Source organism: Micromonospora jinlongensis (assembly GCF_013410645.1).
Classification (GTDB): domain Bacteria; phylum Actinomycetota; class Actinomycetes; order Mycobacteriales; family Micromonosporaceae; genus Micromonospora; species Micromonospora zamorensis.
The window spans coordinates 5,933,233-5,950,720 of record NZ_JACCHK010000001.1; the positions used below are offsets into that span (position 1 = coordinate 5,933,233).

Here is a 17,488-nt window from a genome sequence, read left to right on the forward strand (position 1 = left end):
ACTGGCCGAATGCGCCGCGTTGTTTCCTCGGTCACGGTTGCCCTCGGCCTGCTCGGGGCAACCGTGGCGCTCGCCGGAGTCGCCGCGGCGGCCCCCGCGCCCGTGTCGTTGGGGCTGCCCGCTGCCGCTCCCGGTCAGAAGCGGTGCACGATCGTCGACGAACGCCTGCGAGAGCTGTCCGGGCTGGTCGCGACCAAGAGCGGCTACATCGTCATCAACGATGGCACCGAGGTCCCGGCACGCAAGCGGGTCTTCTTCCTCGACAGCAAGTGCAAGATCTCGAAGGAGCCGGTCCGGTACTCCGGGCAGGGCCCCTTCGACACCGAGGATCTGGCTCTCTCCAAGGACGGCAGCACCCTCTGGATCGCCGACATCGGCGACAACGCCGACTCGAAGGAGCGCCGCAGCCGCATCGCGCTCTGGTCGATGCCGGTCACCGGCGTCAGGCAGCCGACGCTGCACCGGCTCGCGTACCCGGAGGCCAAGCCGCGCGACGCCGAGGCGTTGCTCATCGGCGACGACGGTAAGCCGCTCATCATCACGAAGGTGACCAGCGGCAAGGCCGAGATCTACACCCCGACGGCAGCCCTGAAGAGCGGCGACACCGACCCGGTGCCGATGAGCAGGGCCGGCGAGATAGAGCTGCCCAAGACGCAGACGGAGAACCCGCTCAACACCTTCGGTCGGATCGCCATCACCGGCGCGGCCCGGTCCCCGGACGGCTCCCGGGTGGTGCTGCGCACCTACGCGGACGCCTTCGAGTACGACGTGAGCGGCGGCGACATCGTCGGCGCGCTCACCACCGGCAAGCCCCGGGTGACGGCGTTGGCCGACCCGTTCGGCGAGGCCATCAGCTACACGCCGGACGGGAAGTCGTTCCTGACCGTCTCCGACGCGGCCCGCTTCGCCGAGGACGAGCCCCTCGACATTCTCAGCTACACACCGTCCACCTCGACGGCGGTGCCACTCGCAGCGGCCGGCGGTGCCAAGCCGGCCGCGGCGAAGTCGTGGACCGACGGTCTGAGCCTCGACGACATCACCTACCTGGTCGGCGCCGTCGGGTTGGTCGGCCTGCTGTTGGTCGGCGCCGGGATCATCGGCATCGTCCGGGCCCGCCGCCGGCCGCCGGCCGCCGACGGGCCCGACTCGTCGGACCCGGATGGTGAGCCGTCAGGCCCGCGTGCCGGCCGTGCCGCCGACGGGCCCGCGGGGCCCACCGGCCGGAAGAGCGGCGTCTACGGTGGCGGCGCGCCAGCGGGTGGCGCGGTCTACGGCGGTGCCGCGGGTCGCGGCGGCCCGGCCCCGGCGGGTGGTGCCGTGTACGGCGGCGGCGGTCGCCCGGCCGTCGCCGACGGTGGCTACGGCACGCCACGGCCGGACGCCGGCAGCGGCGTGTACGGCGGAGCTCGTCCCCCGGCCGGTGGAGGTCGTTCCCCGGCCGGTGGAGGTCGCCCTCCGGTCAGTGGCGGCGGTCGCCCCCCGGTTGCAGGTGGCGGTCGTCCGCAGAGTGGTGGCGGTCGTCCTGGCGGCGGTGTGTACGGCGACGGCGGCGGTCAGCCCGGCGCCGGTCGGGCGGAGCCGCCCCGCCGTGGTGGACAGGAACCTGACCACCGGGGTCAGCGGCCCGGCCGCCGGCGTGACGACGACGGGCCCGTCGATCCGTACGGGCAGTATCCCGGGGGCGGCCGCGGCTATCGGGGCGACCGCTACTGATGAGCGTCGCCGCGCTCACGCGCTCCTGAAACAACCAACGCGGGTAAGCCAGCCTTCTGAACAGCGGGCGCGGGTGGGCCGCGCTTTTGAACAGCGGGCGCGGGTGGGCGCCGTGGGCACCCACCCGCGGGCCGGTCAGATTCGGCGCAGCACCGCCACGACCCGGCCCATGATGGTGGCGTCGTCACCGGGGATCGGGTCGAAGGCCGGGTTCTGCGGCATGAGCCAGACGTGCCCGTCGCGCCGTCGGTAGGTCTTCACTGTCGCCTCGCCGTCGAGCATGGCGGCCACGATCTCGCCGGAGTCGGCGGTCGGCTGCTGCCGAACGACGACCCAGTCGCCGTCGCAGATCGCCGCGTCGAGCATCGAGTCGCCCTTGACCTGGAGCATGAAGACTTCGCCCTCGCCCACCAGCTCGCGGGGGAGCGGGAAGATGTCCTCCACGGCCTGCTCGGCGAGGATCGGCCCACCGGCGGCGATCCGACCGAGCATCGGCACGTACGCCGGGGTCGGCCGCTGCGCCCGGGACAGCTCGTCGTCGATGGCCTCGCTGGGAGCACGGACGTCCACCGCGCGCGGCCGGTTAGGGTCGCGGCGCAGGAAGCCCTTCTTCTCCAGCTCCTTGAGCTGGTAGGCGACGCTGGACGGCGACACCAGGCCGACGGCCTCGCCGATCTCGCGGACGCTCGGCGGGTAGCCGTGCCGCTCGACCCAGGTGCGGATGAACTCCAGGATGCGTCGCTGGCGAGCGGTCAGGTCGATCGTCGCCGGGTCGGGGAAGGCGCTGACCACCGGGGTGACCTGGCGCACGGCGGGCTGACCCGTCCGGCTGCGCGCGGCGCTGCGGCGTCGGGTGGCCGGCGGGCCCGCCTCGGTGATCTGCTGCGGGCTCTTCGGCCGGCTGGCCCGGTCCTCGGTCACGTCCGTCCTCCCTGGTCGGCGCTGGGTGCCTCGTCGGCTCGTGGTGCGTGCGGTGGTGCCACGTTGTTCATGACCGTATAGGTGAGATCGGTCATTTTCAAACATCTGTACGACCTCTCACCGGCGTGTCGGGGTGAAAAAGCCCTCCGGTCGTACGGATGTTCTGATAAATGGTACGTCAGGTAGCACTGGTGTTCGATCGTCGGCCGTTTTACGGGTCACTCTGGCCCGCTGGCCGGTAACCCGCGCGCGGTGTTCGCGTTGGGTCTTCGGGCGTGCCGATGGTCGCGGATGACCGGATGGTCCGTGACGCGCCGGACACGCCGGTCAACTTGACCCGGCTTCCCCAGCGACATACGGTCAACCCCTAGATGTAGTAGTGACACGGGCGTAAGTTGCCCACAGGTTGGGTCCGACTACCGACCGCACTCCCGTAACGTCGATCACGGCGGGTGCCATCCGAGGGTGGCACCGCCGGGGTGGGTCGTGCCCGGGAGTGTCCGGTGTGGGCGCAGTTGATCATTTTTAGGAGGTGGGCGATGCGGTGTCCGTACTGCCGGCACGCTGACTCCCGGGTGGTCGACTCGCGGGAGGCCGACGACGGCCAGCTCATCCGGCGGCGGCGTTCCTGCCCGGAATGCGGCAAGCGGTTCACCACCGTCGAGGAGGCGGTCCTCGCGGTCGTCAAGCGCAGCGGGGTGACCGAGCCGTTCAGTCGCACGAAGATCATCGGCGGGGTGCGCAAGGCGTGCCAGGGCCGGCCGGTGGACGACGACTCACTCGCGCTGCTCGCGCAGCGGGTGGAGGAGACGGTCCGGGCCAAGGGGGCCGCCGAGATCCCCAGCCACGACGTGGGCCTGGCGATCCTGGGCCCACTGCGCGACCTGGACGAGATCGCCTACCTGCGGTTCGCCAGCGTCTACCGCTCCTTCGACTCACTCGCCGACTTCGAGCGCGAGATCGAGACGTTGCGGGCCGCGGCGCGCGCCCGGGGGCAGGGCAGGGCCGATGCGGTTGAGGCCGCCGGCCGTACCAGCTGAATCTTCACGGTTTTTCAAGAGATTGGGACGCGCGGTGGGTGACCGCGCAGACGAGGGGGGCGACGGCGTGACAACTAGCCGTTCACGAAACAAGGCAGGCGCGGGGCTGAAGATCGAGCGGGTGTGGACGACCGAGGGGGTCCACCCGTACGACGAGGTCACCTGGGAGCGCCGCGACGTCGTGATGACGAACTGGCGGGACGGTTCGATCAACTTCGAGCAGCGGGGGGTCGAGTTCCCGCAGTCGTGGAGCGTCAACGCGGCCAACATCGTGACCACCAAGTACTTCCGGGGCGCGGTGGGGACCCCGGAGCGGGAGTGGTCGCTCAAGCAGTTGATCGACCGGGTCGTCACCACCTACCGCACCGCGGGCGAGGAGTACGGCTACTTCGCCAGCCCGGCCGACGCCGAGATCTTCGGCCACGAGCTGACCTGGATGCTGCTGCACCAGGTTTTCAGCTTCAACTCGCCGGTCTGGTTCAACGTCGGCACGCCGTCGCCGCAGCAGGTCAGCGCCTGTTTCATCCTGGCCGTCGACGACTCGATGGACTCGATCCTCGACTGGTACAAGGAGGAGGGGCTGATCTTCAAGGGCGGCTCCGGCTCCGGGGTCAACCTGTCGCGGATCCGCTCGTCGCGTGAGCTGCTCTCCTCCGGCGGCACCGCCTCGGGCCCGGTGAGCTTCATGCGTGGCGCCGACGCCTCGGCCGGCACCATCAAGTCCGGCGGCGCGACCCGCCGGGCGGCCAAGATGGTCATCCTCGACGTGGACCACCCGGACATCGAGGAGTTCGTGGTCACGAAGGCGCGCGAGGAGCACAAGATCCGCGCTCTGCGCGACGCCGGGTTCGACATGGACCTCGGCGGCTCCGACATCGTCAGCGTGCAGTACCAGAACGCCAACAACTCGGTCCGGGTCTCCGACGAGTTCATGTCGGCGGTGGAGAACGGCGGCGGCTTCGACCTGCGCGGTCGGCTGGACGGCTCGGTGATCGACACCGTCGACGCCAAGAAGCTGTTCCGCACCATCTCCCAGGCTGCCTGGGAGTGCGCCGACCCGGGCCTGCAGTACGACGACACGATCAACGACTGGCACACCTGCCCGGAGACCGGGCGGATCACCGCGTCGAACCCGTGCTCGGAGTACCTGCACCTGGACAACTCCTCGTGCAACCTGGCCTCGCTCAACCTGATGAAGTTCCTCCGCGCCGACGGTGGCTTCGAGGTGGAGAAGTTCGTCAAGTCCGTCGAGTTCGTCATCACCGCGATGGACATCTCGATCTGCTTCGCGGACTTCCCGACCGAGAAGATCGGGGAGACCTCCCGCGCCTACCGGCAGCTCGGCATCGGCTACGCCAACCTCGGCGCCCTGCTGATGGCCACCGGCCTGCCGTACGACTCGGACCAGGGCCGTTCGGTTGCCGCGTCGATCACGTCGCTGATGACCGGCACCGCCTACCGCCGCTCCGCCGAGCTGGCCGGCGTCGTCGGCCCGTACGACGGTTACGCCCGCAACGCCGAGCCGCACAAGCGGGTCATGCGCAAGCACGCCGCCGCCAACGACGAGATCAAGCCGACCAGCCCGGTGGCCACCGCGATCGTCCGTGAGGCGACCAGGCAGTGGACCCAGGGCAACAAGATCGGCGACAAGTTCGGCTGGCGCAACGCGCAGGCGAGCGTCCTCGCCCCGACCGGCACGATCGGCTTCATGATGGACTGCGACACGACCGGCGTGGAGCCGGACCTGGCGCTGGTCAAGTTCAAGAAGCTGGTCGGCGGCGGCTCGATGCAGATCGTCAACCAGACCGTTCCGCGTGCGCTGCGCAGCCTCGGCTACCCCGAGGAGCAGGTCGAGGCGATCGTCGAGCACATCGCCGACCACGGCCACGTGGTCGACGCCCCGGGCCTCAAGCCGGAGCACTACGCGGTGTTCGACTGCGCCATGGGGGAGCGGACGATCGCCCCGATGGGTCACGTGCGGATGATGGCGGCCATCCAGCCGTTCGTCTCCGGCGCGATCTCCAAGACGGTCAACATGCCGGAGGCGGCCACCGTCGAGGACGTCGAGAAGATCTACTTCGAGGGCTGGAAGCTCGGCCTCAAGGCGCTGGCGATCTACCGGGACAACTGCAAGGTCGGTCAGCCGCTCTCGGTCGCGAAGTCCAACAAGGCCACCGAGCCGGCCGCCGTCGAGGCTGCGCCGGCCGCGGTGGAGAAGGTCATCGAGTACCGGCCGGTGCGTAAGCGCCTGCCGAAGAAGCGCCCGTCCGAGACGGTCAGCTTCTCTGTCGGAGGCGCCGAGGGCTACCTCACCGCGTCGTCCTACCCGGACGACGGCCTCGGCGAGGTCTTCCTCAAGATGTCCAAGCAGGGCTCGACCCTGGCCGGGGTGATGGACGCCTTCTCGGTGGCCATCAGCATCGGTCTGCAGTACGGCGTGCCGCTGGAGACGTTCGTCAGCAAGTTCACCAACATGCGCTTCGAGCCGGCCGGCATGACCGACGACCCGGACGTGCGGATGGCGGCTTCGGTGATGGACTACATCTTCCGTCGCCTGGCGCTGGACTTCCTGCCGTATGAGCGCCGCGCCGAGCTGGGCATCTTCACCGCGTCCGAGCGGGCCGCCCAACTGCGGGCCGAGGCCGACGCGGAGGCCGCCGGTGTCACCGGTGCCGAGCTCACCGCGATGGCGTCGTCGGCGCCCGTGGAGGCTCCGGCCAAGTCGGAGGCCGTCGCGCAGCCGGCGCAGGAGATGGCCGACGTGGCCGCCGCCAAGCCGGCGCCGAGCGTGGGTTCCAGCACCGAACTGCTGGAGGCCGTGATCGGCAAGGCCGCCGACGCTCCGCTCTGCTTCACCTGCGGCACGAAGATGCGCCCGGCCGGCAGCTGCTACGTCTGCGAGGGCTGCGGCTCCACCAGCGGCTGCAGCTGACGTACGAACGCGAGATCCGCGAGCGCGGCAGGGATCACCTGCCGCGCTCGCGGCGTTCCCGCCCGGCGATCGACGCGCGTTCCAGGAAACCGGGGCATCAACCTCGCCCGGACACCCCGACTTCACGAAACCCGAGTCGATCACGCCGCCGCGGCACTCTAGGAGGCGGGTGAGGCAACGCACGGGAACGGGGCTGAATTACCGAGGAATGGGCTGCGACGATGAGGGCATGACGACCGCCGAGGCGTACGCGGAGTTCGGCAGGCGTGAGGCGCGCGGGGTGTCGCCCACCTACGAGCGTCTGTCGTACGCCGTCGCCGACGACGATGCCGTGCTCGCCCTGCTGGATGCGCTTCCGCCGGCCAAGCGGCAGCCCAACCTGTTGTTCAGCGTCGTCCGGTGGCTCGGCGGCCGCGTCGACGAACCGGCCGCCTTTCACGACTTCACGGTGACGCACTGGCCCGCCGTCAAGGCGGAGCTGCTCACCCGGGCCACCCAGACGAACGAGAGCGGCCGGTGTGCGGTCCTGCTGCCGGTGCTCGCCGCGCTGCCGCAGCCCCTCGCCCTGCTGGAGGTCGGCGCGTCCGCCGGGCTCTGCCTCTACCCCGACCGGTACGCGTACCGCTACGGCGAGCACCAGGTCGGCTCCGGCGCGCCGGTCCTGGAGTGCGCGGCCAGGGGTCTGGTGCCGCCGACCCGCGTACCCCAGGTGGTGTGGCGGGCCGGCCTGGACCTCAACCCTCTCGACGTGACCGACCCCGACGACGTGTCCTGGTTGGACGCGCTGATCTGGCCGGAGCACGCGCACCGGCGGGCCCGGCTGCGCGCCGCGGCGGCGGTCGCCGCGGCCGACCCGCCGCTGCTGCTCCGCGGTGATCTGGTGGACGACCTGCCGGCGCTGGCCGCCCGGGCGCCGGCCGACGCGACGCTGGTGGTCTTCCACACGTCAGTGCTCTACCAGGTGCCGCCGCCGCGACGCGAGGAGTTCGTCCGGCTGGTCCGTGAGCTGCCCGGTCACTGGATCGCGAACGAGGCCCCGGAGGTGCTGCGGTACGACGGACTGCCCGACCCGCCGGACGAGGCCATGCACAACGTCCTCGCCTTGGATGGCAGGCCGTTGGCCTGGGCCCGGGGCCACGGCCAGACGATGACCTGGTTCGGGTGACGGCGCGAGTCGGCTCAGCGGGCCGGTTCGGGCATCCGGGCGCGTAGGGCCTGGAGGAACCACTCCGCCGCCGGGGCGACCGCGTCGCCGGTCGACCAGCCGTTGAGCACCGACAGCAGGTCGACATAGCGGTCTCGGCGGGGATCGTTCGCCACGGTCAGTCGGTCGAGCAGCCGCTGGCGCAGGTCGGCGTCGTCGGGGCGGCCCCGCAGACGCGCGTACCGGTCGATGACCCTCGCGACCACGGCATCCGCCTCGGGAGTGGTCGGATCGAGACCGGCGGCCAGGGCGGGGGCCACCGCGTCCCGAACCACCGCGACGGCGTCCGGGCGCGGTAGCCCCGGGACGTCGTGGTCGGCGGCGTGCTGGCGCGCCAACCGTCGCATGCTCGCCCGGAAACTGGCGTCCTGGCACAGCTCGGCCAGCTCCAGCCACGCCTCGACCTGCTCGGTGCTGGGTTCGTCGGGCAGGCTCGGTGTCATCGACACCACGACGCCGGGCGAGGTGGGCTGGTCTCCCAGACCAGCGAAGACGGTGTTCAGGAAGTCGCCCACCAGGTGCCCCCGTTCGCGCGTGGTGAGCTGGGCCAGGCGGTGCAGGTCGTCCACCTCCGCCGGGCCCGCCCCGCGCCTCGCCGCGACGGTGAGCACCGCCTGGCGCAGCCGCAGCACCCGGATCTGCACCGCCAACGCCTCGGCGTGCGCGGCGGTCACCTCGGGCAGGGTCACCTCGCGGTTCACCACGCGGCGAATGGTGGCCAGGTCCACGCCCAGCTCGCGCAGGGTGCGGACCAGCTCCAGCCGGGCAACCGCCTCGGCGTCGAAGAGGCGGTAGCCGGCGGGGCTCCGGTCGGTGGGCGGCACGATTCCCCGGTCGGCGTAGTACCGGATCGTCTTGACGCTCAGGCCGGTCCGCCCGGACAGGTTGCCGATCGTGTGACGCGTCTTCCCGTTCATGTCCCCACCCTGCTGTCTCCCCCCGCTGGAGACTCAACCCGACACCAGCGGCAGGCGCATTCGACCCGCTCAACCCCGGCCCTGGCACTGTTGTTTCCCCGGCCGGACGCCGGCGGTGGGTCGCGCAACCCGTCCCGGACAGGGCATAGTGGCCCGCGGTGCCATCGACCGGTGTTGCCTGTTCTTGCAGAAGGTGGTTGGAAGTGACGACGCGCTTATGTGTCGAATGGACCCGAGCGGCAGCATTGGTCACGCTGATCGGGGGGACGCTCGCGGTGTCGGCGGCACCCGCGACCGCCGCCCCGCAGCCCGTCCGCATCCTGAGCGTGTCGGCGGAGAACGTGAAGCCCAACGAGACGGTACGCGTGCGCTTCAGCGTCACCAACACCGGAAGCCGGGCCGAAACGGCCATCGTGGTGGTCGGCGGCGGCCTGCGATGCACCTCCGGATGCCGGGCAGAGCCGAAACTCGGACCCGGCCGGAGCCAGACCTTCGACACGACGCTCGTCGCCCCCACGGCTCGTCCGGGTGAGATCACCGGCCTCAACATCTCGGTCGGCGTGCGGCTTGCCGAGCAGAACAGCTATGACCACAGGACGGTCTACGTCCACGGCCCGGGTGCGTCGCCGTCGGGTGGGGCCAAGCCGGCGGCCGGGGTGAAAGGTGTCTCCGGCCGGGTCCGCGACGCCAGCGGAAAGGCAATCGGCGGCGTGAACCTGACCATCCAGGACAGCGCCGGGCACGAATACCGGACGACCAGCAGCCGCAGCGGCCAGTTCTCGATCACGTCGAGCGTCGGCAAGCCGATCGCCGAGGGCCCCATCACCGTCCGCGCGACCATGGACGGCTACGGTCCCACTCGCACGACCGTACGAGGCACCGCCGGTAACGTCGCGACAGTGGGGCTGACCCTTTCGGCGGTGGCAGCGCCCACTACGACGTCGCCGTCGCCCGCCGTGGAGGCAAGCCCTCTCGGCGCGGTGGAGGTTGGCGAGGACACCCCCGGGGCTGCGCTGCCCACCCTCAAGGCCGTCAGCGAGGAGGGAAGCAACTCGATGCCTTTCCTGCTCCTGGGCGGCTTGCTGGTCGCCGCAGGCGCGGGCGCGCTCGCACTGGTGGTGATGCGCCTGAGGAACACCCGGGACGCGGGGGCGGAGTCCGGTGTTCCCTCGACGACCGAGCTGTTGACGCCGGCCGGTGGGAGCATGACCGACGCTCCGACCGCGGTACTGCACCTCGGGCCGGTGGGCGGGTTCCCGGGCTCGTACGGCGCGCCCCCGCAGGGTGGCATCCACCAGAGCGACTACCGAGGTTAAAGAGCGACGGCTGTTGGTCAGGGTTTCGGCGATGGTCAGCGCAGGAACGTCGAGACCGTGGCCGTGAACTTGCCGGCGTCGTCAAGCCACGGGTAGTGCCCCGCGCCCGGCTGCACGACCAACTCCGCGCCCGGTGCCAGCTCCGCGAGTTGCGCGACCAGGCCGGGCGGGGCGCCGAGGTCGACCTCACCGGCCAGCAGCAGCACCGGACCCCGGTGTTGGGCGAGCGCGGCGCGGGTCGCCGGCGGATCGAAGGCGCCCTCGGCGCCGAAGACCCGGGCCGCGTCCTGGTTGCGCTGGCCCGGCTCCGCCGCCTGGTGCGCGCGGGCGGCCGCGTCCCACCGGCCGTAGAAGAACGGTGCGATCGCCTGCCAGGCATCCGCGGTCGCCCGACCGGACACCATCGAGTCCAACGCGGCCGCTGCCGCCGGGTACCACGGCTCGCCGGCTCGGACCCGGGTGACCTCTTGGCGCAGCGTGGCGGTCGCCTCCAGTCCGAGAGCCCGCGTGCTCGGTGTGATCAGCGCCAGCCGGCCGACCCGCTCGGGATGGCGGGTCGCGTACCCCAGGGCCAGGTTGGCTCCGGCGGAGTGCGCGAGCACGTCACATCGGTCGAGGCCCAGGTGTCGGCGTAGCGCCTCGACGTCGTCGACCATCTGGTCGCAACGGTAGGTGGAGACGTCGGCCGGTACGGCCGACCGACCGGTACCCCGCAGGTCGACGACGACCAGCGTCCGGTACGCGCCCAGACCGCCGAGATCACCGAGGTACGCCGAGTCCCGCATCGGCCCGCCCGGCAGACAGACCAGCGGGTCGCCTGCGCCGATGCTCCGGTACGCGAGTGTGGTGCCGTCGGGCGCGGCGAAGGTGGCCATGGGTACACCCTCCCAGGGGGTGGAGCCGTCCGGTGTGACATGGGTCGACCGGCTCGCTCGTGGCGGAGCAGGACGATACCGCGTTTTTGCGCCGCGGGTCGGGTCGCCGGCCCGCTCGTACTGCCCCGCGGGCTTCCCTAGACTGCCTCGGTGAGCGGAGAGCGACGACCCCTGGCCGACCGGCCGCTCACCGAGCCGCACCCGTCCCGGCTGTCGCCGGAGCACCCCGACCGGGCCCGGATCCTCGCCGCGCACGACGCTGCGCTCGCCGCCGGGGAGGCCGGCTATCTCGACCCGGAGAGCGGGTTGTTCGTGCTCAGCGCCGGCTTTCTGGCCCGCCGTGGCACGTGCTGTGGACGCGGCTGCCGGCACTGCCCGTACGTGGATGATCCACAGTCCGGATAAGCGCGGGCAGACCGGCGGAACGAGGGCTTCCGCCCGCCACCGACACCCCGTACGGTGTCCGACGGACACCTGGCGGGCGCCTTCCGCCGTCGGTCGGCGAGAGGGTGGAACGTGCGCGGGCGGATCGTGGTCGCCGGGGTGGCGGGGCTGCTGGTGAGCGGCTGTGCGGCCGAGGCCGAGCCGGTGGCGGTGCCGCCGCCGGCGCCGATCGCCGTGGACGTGGCGGCAGCCTCCTCGGGTGGGGCCTGCCGGCTGCTGGACTTCACGGTGATCGAGCAACTCGTCAAGGTGCGCTTCGACGTGGCAGCGGCCAGTGAACAGGGCGACACGCACACCTGTGTGGTGCGGGCCAGGAGCGCGACGCTGCCGGAGCTGACACTGAGTGTGTCCGAGACCACGATCGACAAGGTCACCTTCGCCGCGGATGTGGTGCCTGACAAGGCGGCGAAGGTCACCGGGCTGGGTCAGCAGGCGTACCGGCGGACGACCGCAGCGGCGAGCGGGCATGGGCCGGTCGCCGAGGTGGGCTGGCTGGCCACCGACGGACGGTTGGCCACGGTGCGGTGGACCGCGGCCCGTGGCGGCGAGCGCTCGGCGGCGGAAAAGCTGACCGGCGACCTGGCCGCGCTGGCGAAAAAGGTGGACACCCGCGCGTTGTGACGCTCGGGTGCCCGGTTGATCAGTTGGCGGCGACTCAGCTGGCGGCGACGAAAACCCGGGAGGCGACCTCGCGGGGCAGCCGCACCCGGTCCCCGGAGCGGTCGATCGAGACGCCGTCTCGCTCCTGTGCCACAGTCACCGTGGCACCCGGGTCGACGCCGGCGGCGTGCAGCTGGCGCAGCACGTCGGCGTCCTTCTGCACGCTCTCGCAGATCCGGCGCACCACGACCGACCCGGAAAGGCCGGGGAAGGCCAGGTTGCGCTCACCCTCGGCGATCTCGGTGGCCTCCGCGGCCGGTGAGCCCAGCTCCTGAAGCCCCGGGATCGGGTTGCCGTACGGGGAGCGGGTCGGCCGGTTGAGCAGGTCGTACACCCGCTTCTCCACCGCGTCGCTCATCACGTGCTCCCAGCGGCAGGCCTCCTCGTGGGCCTCCTCGTAGGGCATCCCGATGACGTTGACCAGCAGCAGCTCGGCGAGGCGGTGCTTGCGCATCACCGACACGGCGCTGCCGCGACCCTGGGCGGTGAGCGTCAGGTGCCGGTCTCCCTCGACGGTCAGCAGGCCGTCGCGCTCCATCCGGGCGACGGTCTGGCTCACGGTGGGGCCACTCTGCTGCAGCCGTTCGGCGATCCGGGCACGCAGCGGCGGCACCCCCTCCTCTTCCAGTTCGAGGATGGTGCGCAAATACATTTCGGTCGTATCGACCAGGTCGTGAGACTTCATAACGTCAGCGGCCCTCCGGTGCACGATGCTACCTCGGCTGTTGGCCCACCGGCCGCCGCCGAACCGCGAGCCGTCTGCACGAATGGTGTTGGATGGTCGCCATGTCCGGTACCCAGGAGCCGCTGGTCGAGGCCGATCGGCTCGCCGCCGAGCTCGACGACGCTGATCCGCCCACCCTGCTCGACGTCCGTTGGCGGCTCATCGGCCCGCCCGGCCACGACGACTACCTCGCCGGTCACCTGCCCGGCGCGGTCTTCGTCGACCTGGACACCGCGCTCTGCGGGCCGCCCGGCGTCGGCGGCCGGCACCCACTGCCCGACCCGGCCGCGTTGCAGGCCGCGTTGCGGGCCGCCGGCGTCCGCGCCGGTCACCCCGTGGTGGTGTACGACGGTGGCGACGGCCTGGCTGCCGCCCGGGCCTGGTGGACGTTGCGCTGGGCGGGGCACCGTCCGGTGCGCCTGCTGCACGGTGGCTTCCCGGCCTGGGTCGCCGCCGGCCTGCCGGTCTCCACCGACGCGCCCGCCCCGATTCCCGGCGACGTCGTGGTGCGTCCCGGTGATCTTCCGGTGCTCGACGCGGGGCAGGCCGCCGAGCTGGCCGCCGCGGACGACGCGGTGCTGCTCGACGTGCGGGCGGCACCCCGTTACCGGGGCGAGGTCGAGCCGATCGACCCGGTCGCCGGGCACGTGCCGGGTGCGGTGAACCTGCCCGCCGGGGAGTACGTCGGCCCGGACGGGCGCTTCCCGGCCGCCGATGTGCTGAGCGAACGGTTCGCCGCCGCCGGGGTCACCGGGGCGCGGGCCGTCGGGGCGTACTGCGGCTCCGGGGTGACCGCCGCGCAGGCGGTGCTCGCGCTGCACCTGGCCGGTCGCGCGGACGCCGCGCTCTACGTCGGATCGTGGAGCAACTGGGTGGCCGACCCGACCCGGCCGGTCGTCTCCGGGCCGACTTCCGACCGCTGACCAGCGCGTGCGGTGGGCCGGCGACGGTCCTCGTGCGACGATGGGCTCATGTCCGACGACACGGTGGTGGTGTGGGACGAGTCGCTGCTCGCCTACGACATGGGTGACCATCCGCTCGACCCGGTCCGGGTGGAGTTGACCATCGCGCTCGCCCGCGAGCTGGGCGTCCTGGATCGCCCCGGGGTGCGCATGGTCAAGCCGGAGCCCGCCGACGATGCCGCGCTCACCCGGGTGCACGATCCGGCCTACCTGGCCGCCGTGCGTGTCGCGCCGCGCGATCCGCTCTTCGCCGGGTACGGGCTGGGCACGTCCGACAACCCGGTCTTCGAGGGGATGCACGAGTCCAGCGCGCTGATCGCCGGTGCGACGATGGCTGCTGCCGAGGCGGTCTGGCGCGGTGACGCACGGCGGGCGGTGAACGTGGCCGGTGGCCTGCACCACGCGATGCCGGCCCGAGCCTCTGGCTTCTGTGTCTACAACGACCCGGCGGTGGCCATCGCCCGACTGCTCGACCTGGGCGCCGAGCGGGTCGCGTACGTGGATGTCGACGTGCACCACGGCGACGGGGTGCAGCAGATCTTCTGGGACGACCCCCGGGTGCTCACGGTCAGCCTGCACGAGACCCCGCTGGCGCTCTTTCCGGGCACGGGCTTCCCGGACGAGACGGGTGGGCCGGGCGCGCAGGGCAGCGCGGTCAACATGCCGCTGCCGCCGGGTGTCGAGGACAGCGCCTGGCAGCGGGCGTTCCACGCCATCGTGCCGTCGGTGCTGCGCGCGTTCCGGCCGCAGGTGCTGGTCAGCCAGTGTGGGGCCGACGGGCACCGACTGGACCCGCTCGCCGACCTCAACCTGACCGTGGACGGCCAACGGGCCACCTACCTGGCGATGCGGGCGCTCGCCGACGAGCTGTGCGACGGCCGGTGGGTGGCCACCGGCGGTGGCGGGTACGCGCTGGTCGAGGTGGTGCCCCGGGCCTGGAGTCACCTGCTTGCCGTGGCCACCGGTGACCCGATCGACCCGGCCACGCTCACCCCGCTCGCGTGGCGCGAGCTGGTCGCCTCCCGTCGTCTGGGCCGGGAGGTGCCGCTGCGGATGACCGACGACGCGGACCCGTCGTTCGAGCCGTGGCAGCCGACCGGCGAGCCGAACGCGGTGGACCGGGCGATCGCCGCGACCCGCAAGAAGGTCTTCCCGTTGCTCGGGCTCGACCCGTACGACCCACGGGACTGAGCCGGGCCAGGGGAGGGCCACGCCGGTGACGACCGTGAGCCAGCCGGTGGACGTGCTGCTCAGCGACGGCAGCACCGTCCAGTTGCGACCGATCGACCCGTCCGACGCGCCGGGCATCGTGGCGATGCACAGCCGCTTCTCCGAGCGCACCCGCTACCTGCGGTATTTTTCGCCGTACCCGCGCATCCCGGAACGGGATCTGGTCCGGTTCGTCACCGTCGACCACCGCGACCGGGAGGCGTTCGTGGTGCTGGCCGGCGACCGGATCGTCGCGGTCGGCCGTTACGAGCGCCTCGGCCCGCAGGCCCCGGAGGCGGAGGTTGCCTTCGTCGTGGAGGACGCCTACCAGGGCCGGGGCATCGGCTCGGTGCTGATGGAGCACCTGGCCGACGCGGCCCGGCGCAACGGGATCATGAGCTTCGTCGCCGAGGTGCTGCCGGCCAACGGGACGATGCTGCGCGTCTTCGCCGACTTCGGCTACCAGGTCCAGCGTGAGTACGCCGACGGCGTGGTCCACCTGAGCTTTGCGATCGCACCCACCGAGGCGACCCTGGAGGTGCAACGCGGGCGGGAGCACCGCACCGAGGCCCGCTCCATCGCCCGGCTGCTCGCCCCACGGGGCATCGCCGTCTACGGCGCCAGCGCCACCGGTCAGGGCGTCGGCGCGGCGGTCCTCGGGCACCTGCGGGACGGCGGTTTCACCGGTGCGGTCGTGCCGGTGCATCCGAGCGCGTCGACAGTGGCGGGGCTGCCCGCGTACCCCTCGGCGGTTGAGGCCGGGACTCCGGTGGACCTGGCGGTGGTGGCGGTCCCGCCGGAGGCGGCGACCGCTGTGGTCGCCGACGCCGCCGCAGCGGGGGTGCACGGCCTGGTGGTCATCTCGGCCGGCTTCGCCGAGGCCGGCGCCGAGGGCGCGGCCACGCAGCGGGCGCTGGTCCGCGCGGCGCACGCCGCCGGCATGCGGGTGGTCGGCCCGAACTGCCTGGGCGTGGCCAACACCGACCCGACGGTACGCCTCAACGCCACCCTCGCCCCGGCACTGCCGCCGGCCGGCCGGGTAGGCATCTTCAGCCAGTCCGGCGCGTTCGGGGTGGCGCTGCTCGCCGAGGCGGACCGGCGTGGCCTGGGCCTGTCCAGCTTCGTCTCGGCCGGCAACCGGGCCGACGTCTCCGGCAACGACCTCCTTCAATACTGGCAGGACGATCCCGGCACCGACGTGATCATGTTGTACCTGGAGACCTTCGGTAACCCGCGCAAGTTCGCCCGGCTGGCCCGGCGGATCGGCCGTGCCAAACCGGTCGTCGCGCTCGCCTCGCCGGCCCGCCCGGTCGGGGTCGGTGACACCGCCGGCCCGGACGAGGTGGCGGTGGCCGCGCTCTTCGCCCAGTCCGGGGTGATCCGGGTGGACACCGTGCCGGAGCTGCTCGACGTGGGTGTGCTGCTGGCCAACCAGCCGTTGCCGGTCGGCGGCCGGGTCGGTGTGGTCGGCAACTCCTCGGCCCTGACCGGGCTGGCCGCCACCGCCTGCGTCGGGCACGGCCTCACCGTGGCCGACGGTTATCCCCGCGACGTCGGGCCGAGCGCCGGTGCCGCCGAGTTCGCCGCCGCTCTCGCGGATACCGCCGCCGACGAGGGGGTGGACGCCCTGGTGGTGGTCTTCGCCCCGCCGCTGCCCGGGCAGCTGACCGATGTGGACGCCGACGTGACCGCCGCGCTGCCGGCCGCCCTCGCGCTGGGCAAACCGACAGTGGCGACGTTCCTGGTCGGTCGGCTGCCGCCGGGAGTGCCCGCGTACGGAGGTGTGGAGGAGGCGGTGCGGGCGCTCGCCCGGGTGCACCGGTACGCCGAGTGGCTGCGCCGCCCGCCCGGGGTGGCACCCGAGCTGCCCGGCATCGACCGGGCCGCCGCGCAGGTCGCGCTCCGCGCCGACGGCACCGACCCGGGGGCGCTGCTGGCCGCGTACGGCATCGAGGTTGTCGCCTCGGTGCCAGTCGACTCCGTCGGCGCGGCCGTCGACGCGGCGACGCGGCTGGGGTTCCCGGTGGCACTGAAGGCGGCGGACCCCGGGCTGCGGCACCGGGTCGACCTCGGCGCGGTCCGGCTCGACCTGCCCGACGAGCCGACCCTCCGCCGGGCGTACGCCGAGCTGGCGGCGACCTTCGGCGCGGACGTGCTGGTCCAGCCGATGGTGCCGCCCGGTGTGGCCTGTGTCGTGGAGTTGGTGGAGGACCCGGCGTTCGGGCCGGTGGTCGGCTTCGGCCTCGGCGGGGTCGCCACCGAGCTGCTGGGCGACCGGGCCTGGCGGGCGGTGCCGCTGACCGACACCGACGCGGCCGAGCTGGTCGACGAGCCCCGGGCGGCGCCGTTGCTGCGGGGGCACCGGGGCGCCGCGCCGGTCGACCGGGCGGCCCTGGCCGACCTGCTGTTGCGGGTCGGTCAGCTCGCCGACGAGCAGCCCCGGGTGCGGTCACTGACCCTCAACCCGGTGCTCGCCCGCCCGGACGGCATCTCGGTCCTGCACGCCCAGGTACGCGTCGGCGGTGTGGTCGCCCGCCCCGACACGGGCCCCCGCCGCCTGTGACGGGGGCC

At 72.4% G+C, this 17,488-nt stretch carries 14 protein-coding genes; 10 read left to right on the forward strand and 4 right to left on the reverse strand.

Annotated elements, in window-relative coordinates; genetic code table 11:
- The first annotated feature begins 9 nt into the window (after positions 1 to 9).
- Entirely contained in the window at positions 10 to 1,713 is a 1,704-nt protein-coding gene (locus HNR22_RS26720) for a hypothetical protein (RefSeq protein WP_179782670.1), read from the forward strand.
- A gap of 135 nt (positions 1,714 to 1,848) precedes the next feature.
- Here HNR22_RS26720 and lexA read toward each other — a convergent pair whose 3' ends face one another.
- Positions 1,849 to 2,634 carry a transcriptional repressor LexA gene (gene lexA, locus HNR22_RS26725; RefSeq protein WP_179782671.1) on the reverse strand — a complete coding sequence of 262 codons (786 nt, stop codon included), beginning with the start codon at positions 2,632 to 2,634 and terminating at the stop codon, positions 1,849 to 1,851.
- A 539-nt stretch (positions 2,635 to 3,173) separates the two neighbouring features.
- On the opposite strand from lexA, the gene nrdR reads away from it, so the two are divergent.
- From nrdR to HNR22_RS26740, 3 genes are all read left to right on the forward strand, one after another.
- A complete protein-coding gene (nrdR, locus tag HNR22_RS26730) occupies positions 3,174 to 3,674 on the forward strand; it encodes a transcriptional regulator NrdR (RefSeq protein ID WP_088946781.1) in 501 nt (166 codons plus the stop codon).
- A gap of 67 nt (positions 3,675 to 3,741) precedes the next feature.
- A complete protein-coding gene (locus HNR22_RS26735) occupies positions 3,742 to 6,606 on the forward strand; it encodes a vitamin B12-dependent ribonucleotide reductase (protein ID WP_425488079.1) in 2,865 nt (954 codons plus the stop codon).
- Between the two features lie 229 nt (positions 6,607 to 6,835).
- Positions 6,836 to 7,771: a DUF2332 domain-containing protein gene (locus HNR22_RS26740; RefSeq protein WP_179782673.1), complete on the forward strand. Its 936-nt coding sequence runs from the start codon at positions 6,836 to 6,838 to the stop codon at positions 7,769 to 7,771.
- 14 nt (positions 7,772 to 7,785) lie between these two features.
- Here the strand turns inward: HNR22_RS26740 and HNR22_RS26745 are convergent, their stop codons facing one another.
- Positions 7,786 to 8,727: a MerR family transcriptional regulator gene (locus tag HNR22_RS26745; RefSeq protein WP_179782674.1), complete on the reverse strand. Its 942-nt coding sequence runs from the start codon at positions 8,725 to 8,727 to the stop codon at positions 7,786 to 7,788.
- Positions 8,728 to 8,885: 158 nt separating this feature from the next.
- Here HNR22_RS26745 and HNR22_RS26750 point away from each other — a divergent pair, with 158 nt between their 5' ends.
- A complete protein-coding gene (locus HNR22_RS26750) occupies positions 8,886 to 10,043 on the forward strand; it encodes a carboxypeptidase-like regulatory domain-containing protein (protein ID WP_343059979.1) in 1,158 nt (385 codons plus the stop codon).
- A gap of 35 nt (positions 10,044 to 10,078) precedes the next feature.
- Here the strand turns inward: HNR22_RS26750 and HNR22_RS26755 are convergent, their stop codons facing one another.
- A complete protein-coding gene (locus tag HNR22_RS26755; protein ID WP_179782675.1) occupies positions 10,079 to 10,918 on the reverse strand; it encodes an alpha/beta fold hydrolase in 840 nt (279 codons plus the stop codon).
- A 150-nt stretch (positions 10,919 to 11,068) separates the two neighbouring features.
- Here HNR22_RS26755 and HNR22_RS26760 point away from each other — a divergent pair, with 150 nt between their 5' ends.
- Positions 11,069 to 11,323, forward strand: coding sequence for a DUF5522 domain-containing protein (locus tag HNR22_RS26760; RefSeq protein WP_179782676.1), 255 nt, complete (start codon positions 11,069 to 11,071; stop codon positions 11,321 to 11,323).
- Positions 11,324 to 11,434: 111 nt separating this feature from the next.
- Positions 11,435 to 11,983 (forward strand): hypothetical protein, encoded by a 549-nt coding sequence (locus HNR22_RS26765; protein ID WP_179782677.1) that lies wholly within the window; start codon positions 11,435 to 11,437, stop codon positions 11,981 to 11,983.
- A 34-nt stretch (positions 11,984 to 12,017) separates the two neighbouring features.
- On the opposite strand, the gene HNR22_RS26770 is transcribed toward HNR22_RS26765, so the two are convergent.
- Positions 12,018 to 12,707, reverse strand: coding sequence for an iron-dependent transcriptional repressor DtxR (locus HNR22_RS26770; protein WP_179782678.1), 690 nt, complete (start codon positions 12,705 to 12,707; stop codon positions 12,018 to 12,020).
- 101 nt (positions 12,708 to 12,808) lie between these two features.
- Here HNR22_RS26770 and HNR22_RS26775 point away from each other — a divergent pair, with 101 nt between their 5' ends.
- Genes HNR22_RS26775 through HNR22_RS26785 form a run of 3 tightly spaced genes read left to right on the forward strand, consistent with a single transcriptional unit; the run spans position 12,809 to position 17,480 of the window.
- A complete protein-coding gene (locus tag HNR22_RS26775) occupies positions 12,809 to 13,669 on the forward strand; it encodes a sulfurtransferase (protein ID WP_179782679.1) in 861 nt (286 codons plus the stop codon).
- Positions 13,670 to 13,717: 48 nt separating this feature from the next.
- Complete coding sequence (locus HNR22_RS26780) at positions 13,718 to 14,899, forward strand: acetoin utilization protein AcuC (RefSeq protein WP_179782680.1); 1,182 nt, start codon at positions 13,718 to 13,720, stop codon at positions 14,897 to 14,899.
- A 25-nt stretch (positions 14,900 to 14,924) separates the two neighbouring features.
- Positions 14,925 to 17,480 carry a GNAT family N-acetyltransferase gene (locus tag HNR22_RS26785; RefSeq protein WP_179782681.1) on the forward strand — a complete coding sequence of 852 codons (2,556 nt, stop codon included), beginning with the start codon at positions 14,925 to 14,927 and terminating at the stop codon, positions 17,478 to 17,480.
- Positions 17,481 to 17,488 lie beyond the last annotated feature (8 nt).

Coding starts and splice junctions, on each gene's coding strand:
- HNR22_RS26740 (WP_179782673.1), top strand. CDS start 6,836: ATGACGACCGCCGAGGCGTACGCGGAGTTCGGCAGGCGTGAGGCGCGC.
- HNR22_RS26775 (WP_179782679.1), top strand. CDS start 12,809: ATGTCCGGTACCCAGGAGCCGCTGGTCGAGGCCGATCGGCTCGCCGCC.
- HNR22_RS26720 (WP_179782670.1), top strand. CDS start 10: ATGCGCCGCGTTGTTTCCTCGGTCACGGTTGCCCTCGGCCTGCTCGGG.
- HNR22_RS26780 (WP_179782680.1), top strand. CDS start 13,718: ATGTCCGACGACACGGTGGTGGTGTGGGACGAGTCGCTGCTCGCCTAC.
- HNR22_RS26745 (WP_179782674.1), bottom strand. CDS start 8,727: ATGAACGGGAAGACGCGTCACACGATCGGCAACCTGTCCGGGCGGACC.
- HNR22_RS26770 (WP_179782678.1), bottom strand. CDS start 12,707: ATGAAGTCTCACGACCTGGTCGATACGACCGAAATGTATTTGCGCACC.
- HNR22_RS26755 (WP_179782675.1), bottom strand. CDS start 10,918: ATGGCCACCTTCGCCGCGCCCGACGGCACCACACTCGCGTACCGGAGC.
- nrdR (WP_088946781.1), top strand. CDS start 3,174: ATGCGGTGTCCGTACTGCCGGCACGCTGACTCCCGGGTGGTCGACTCG.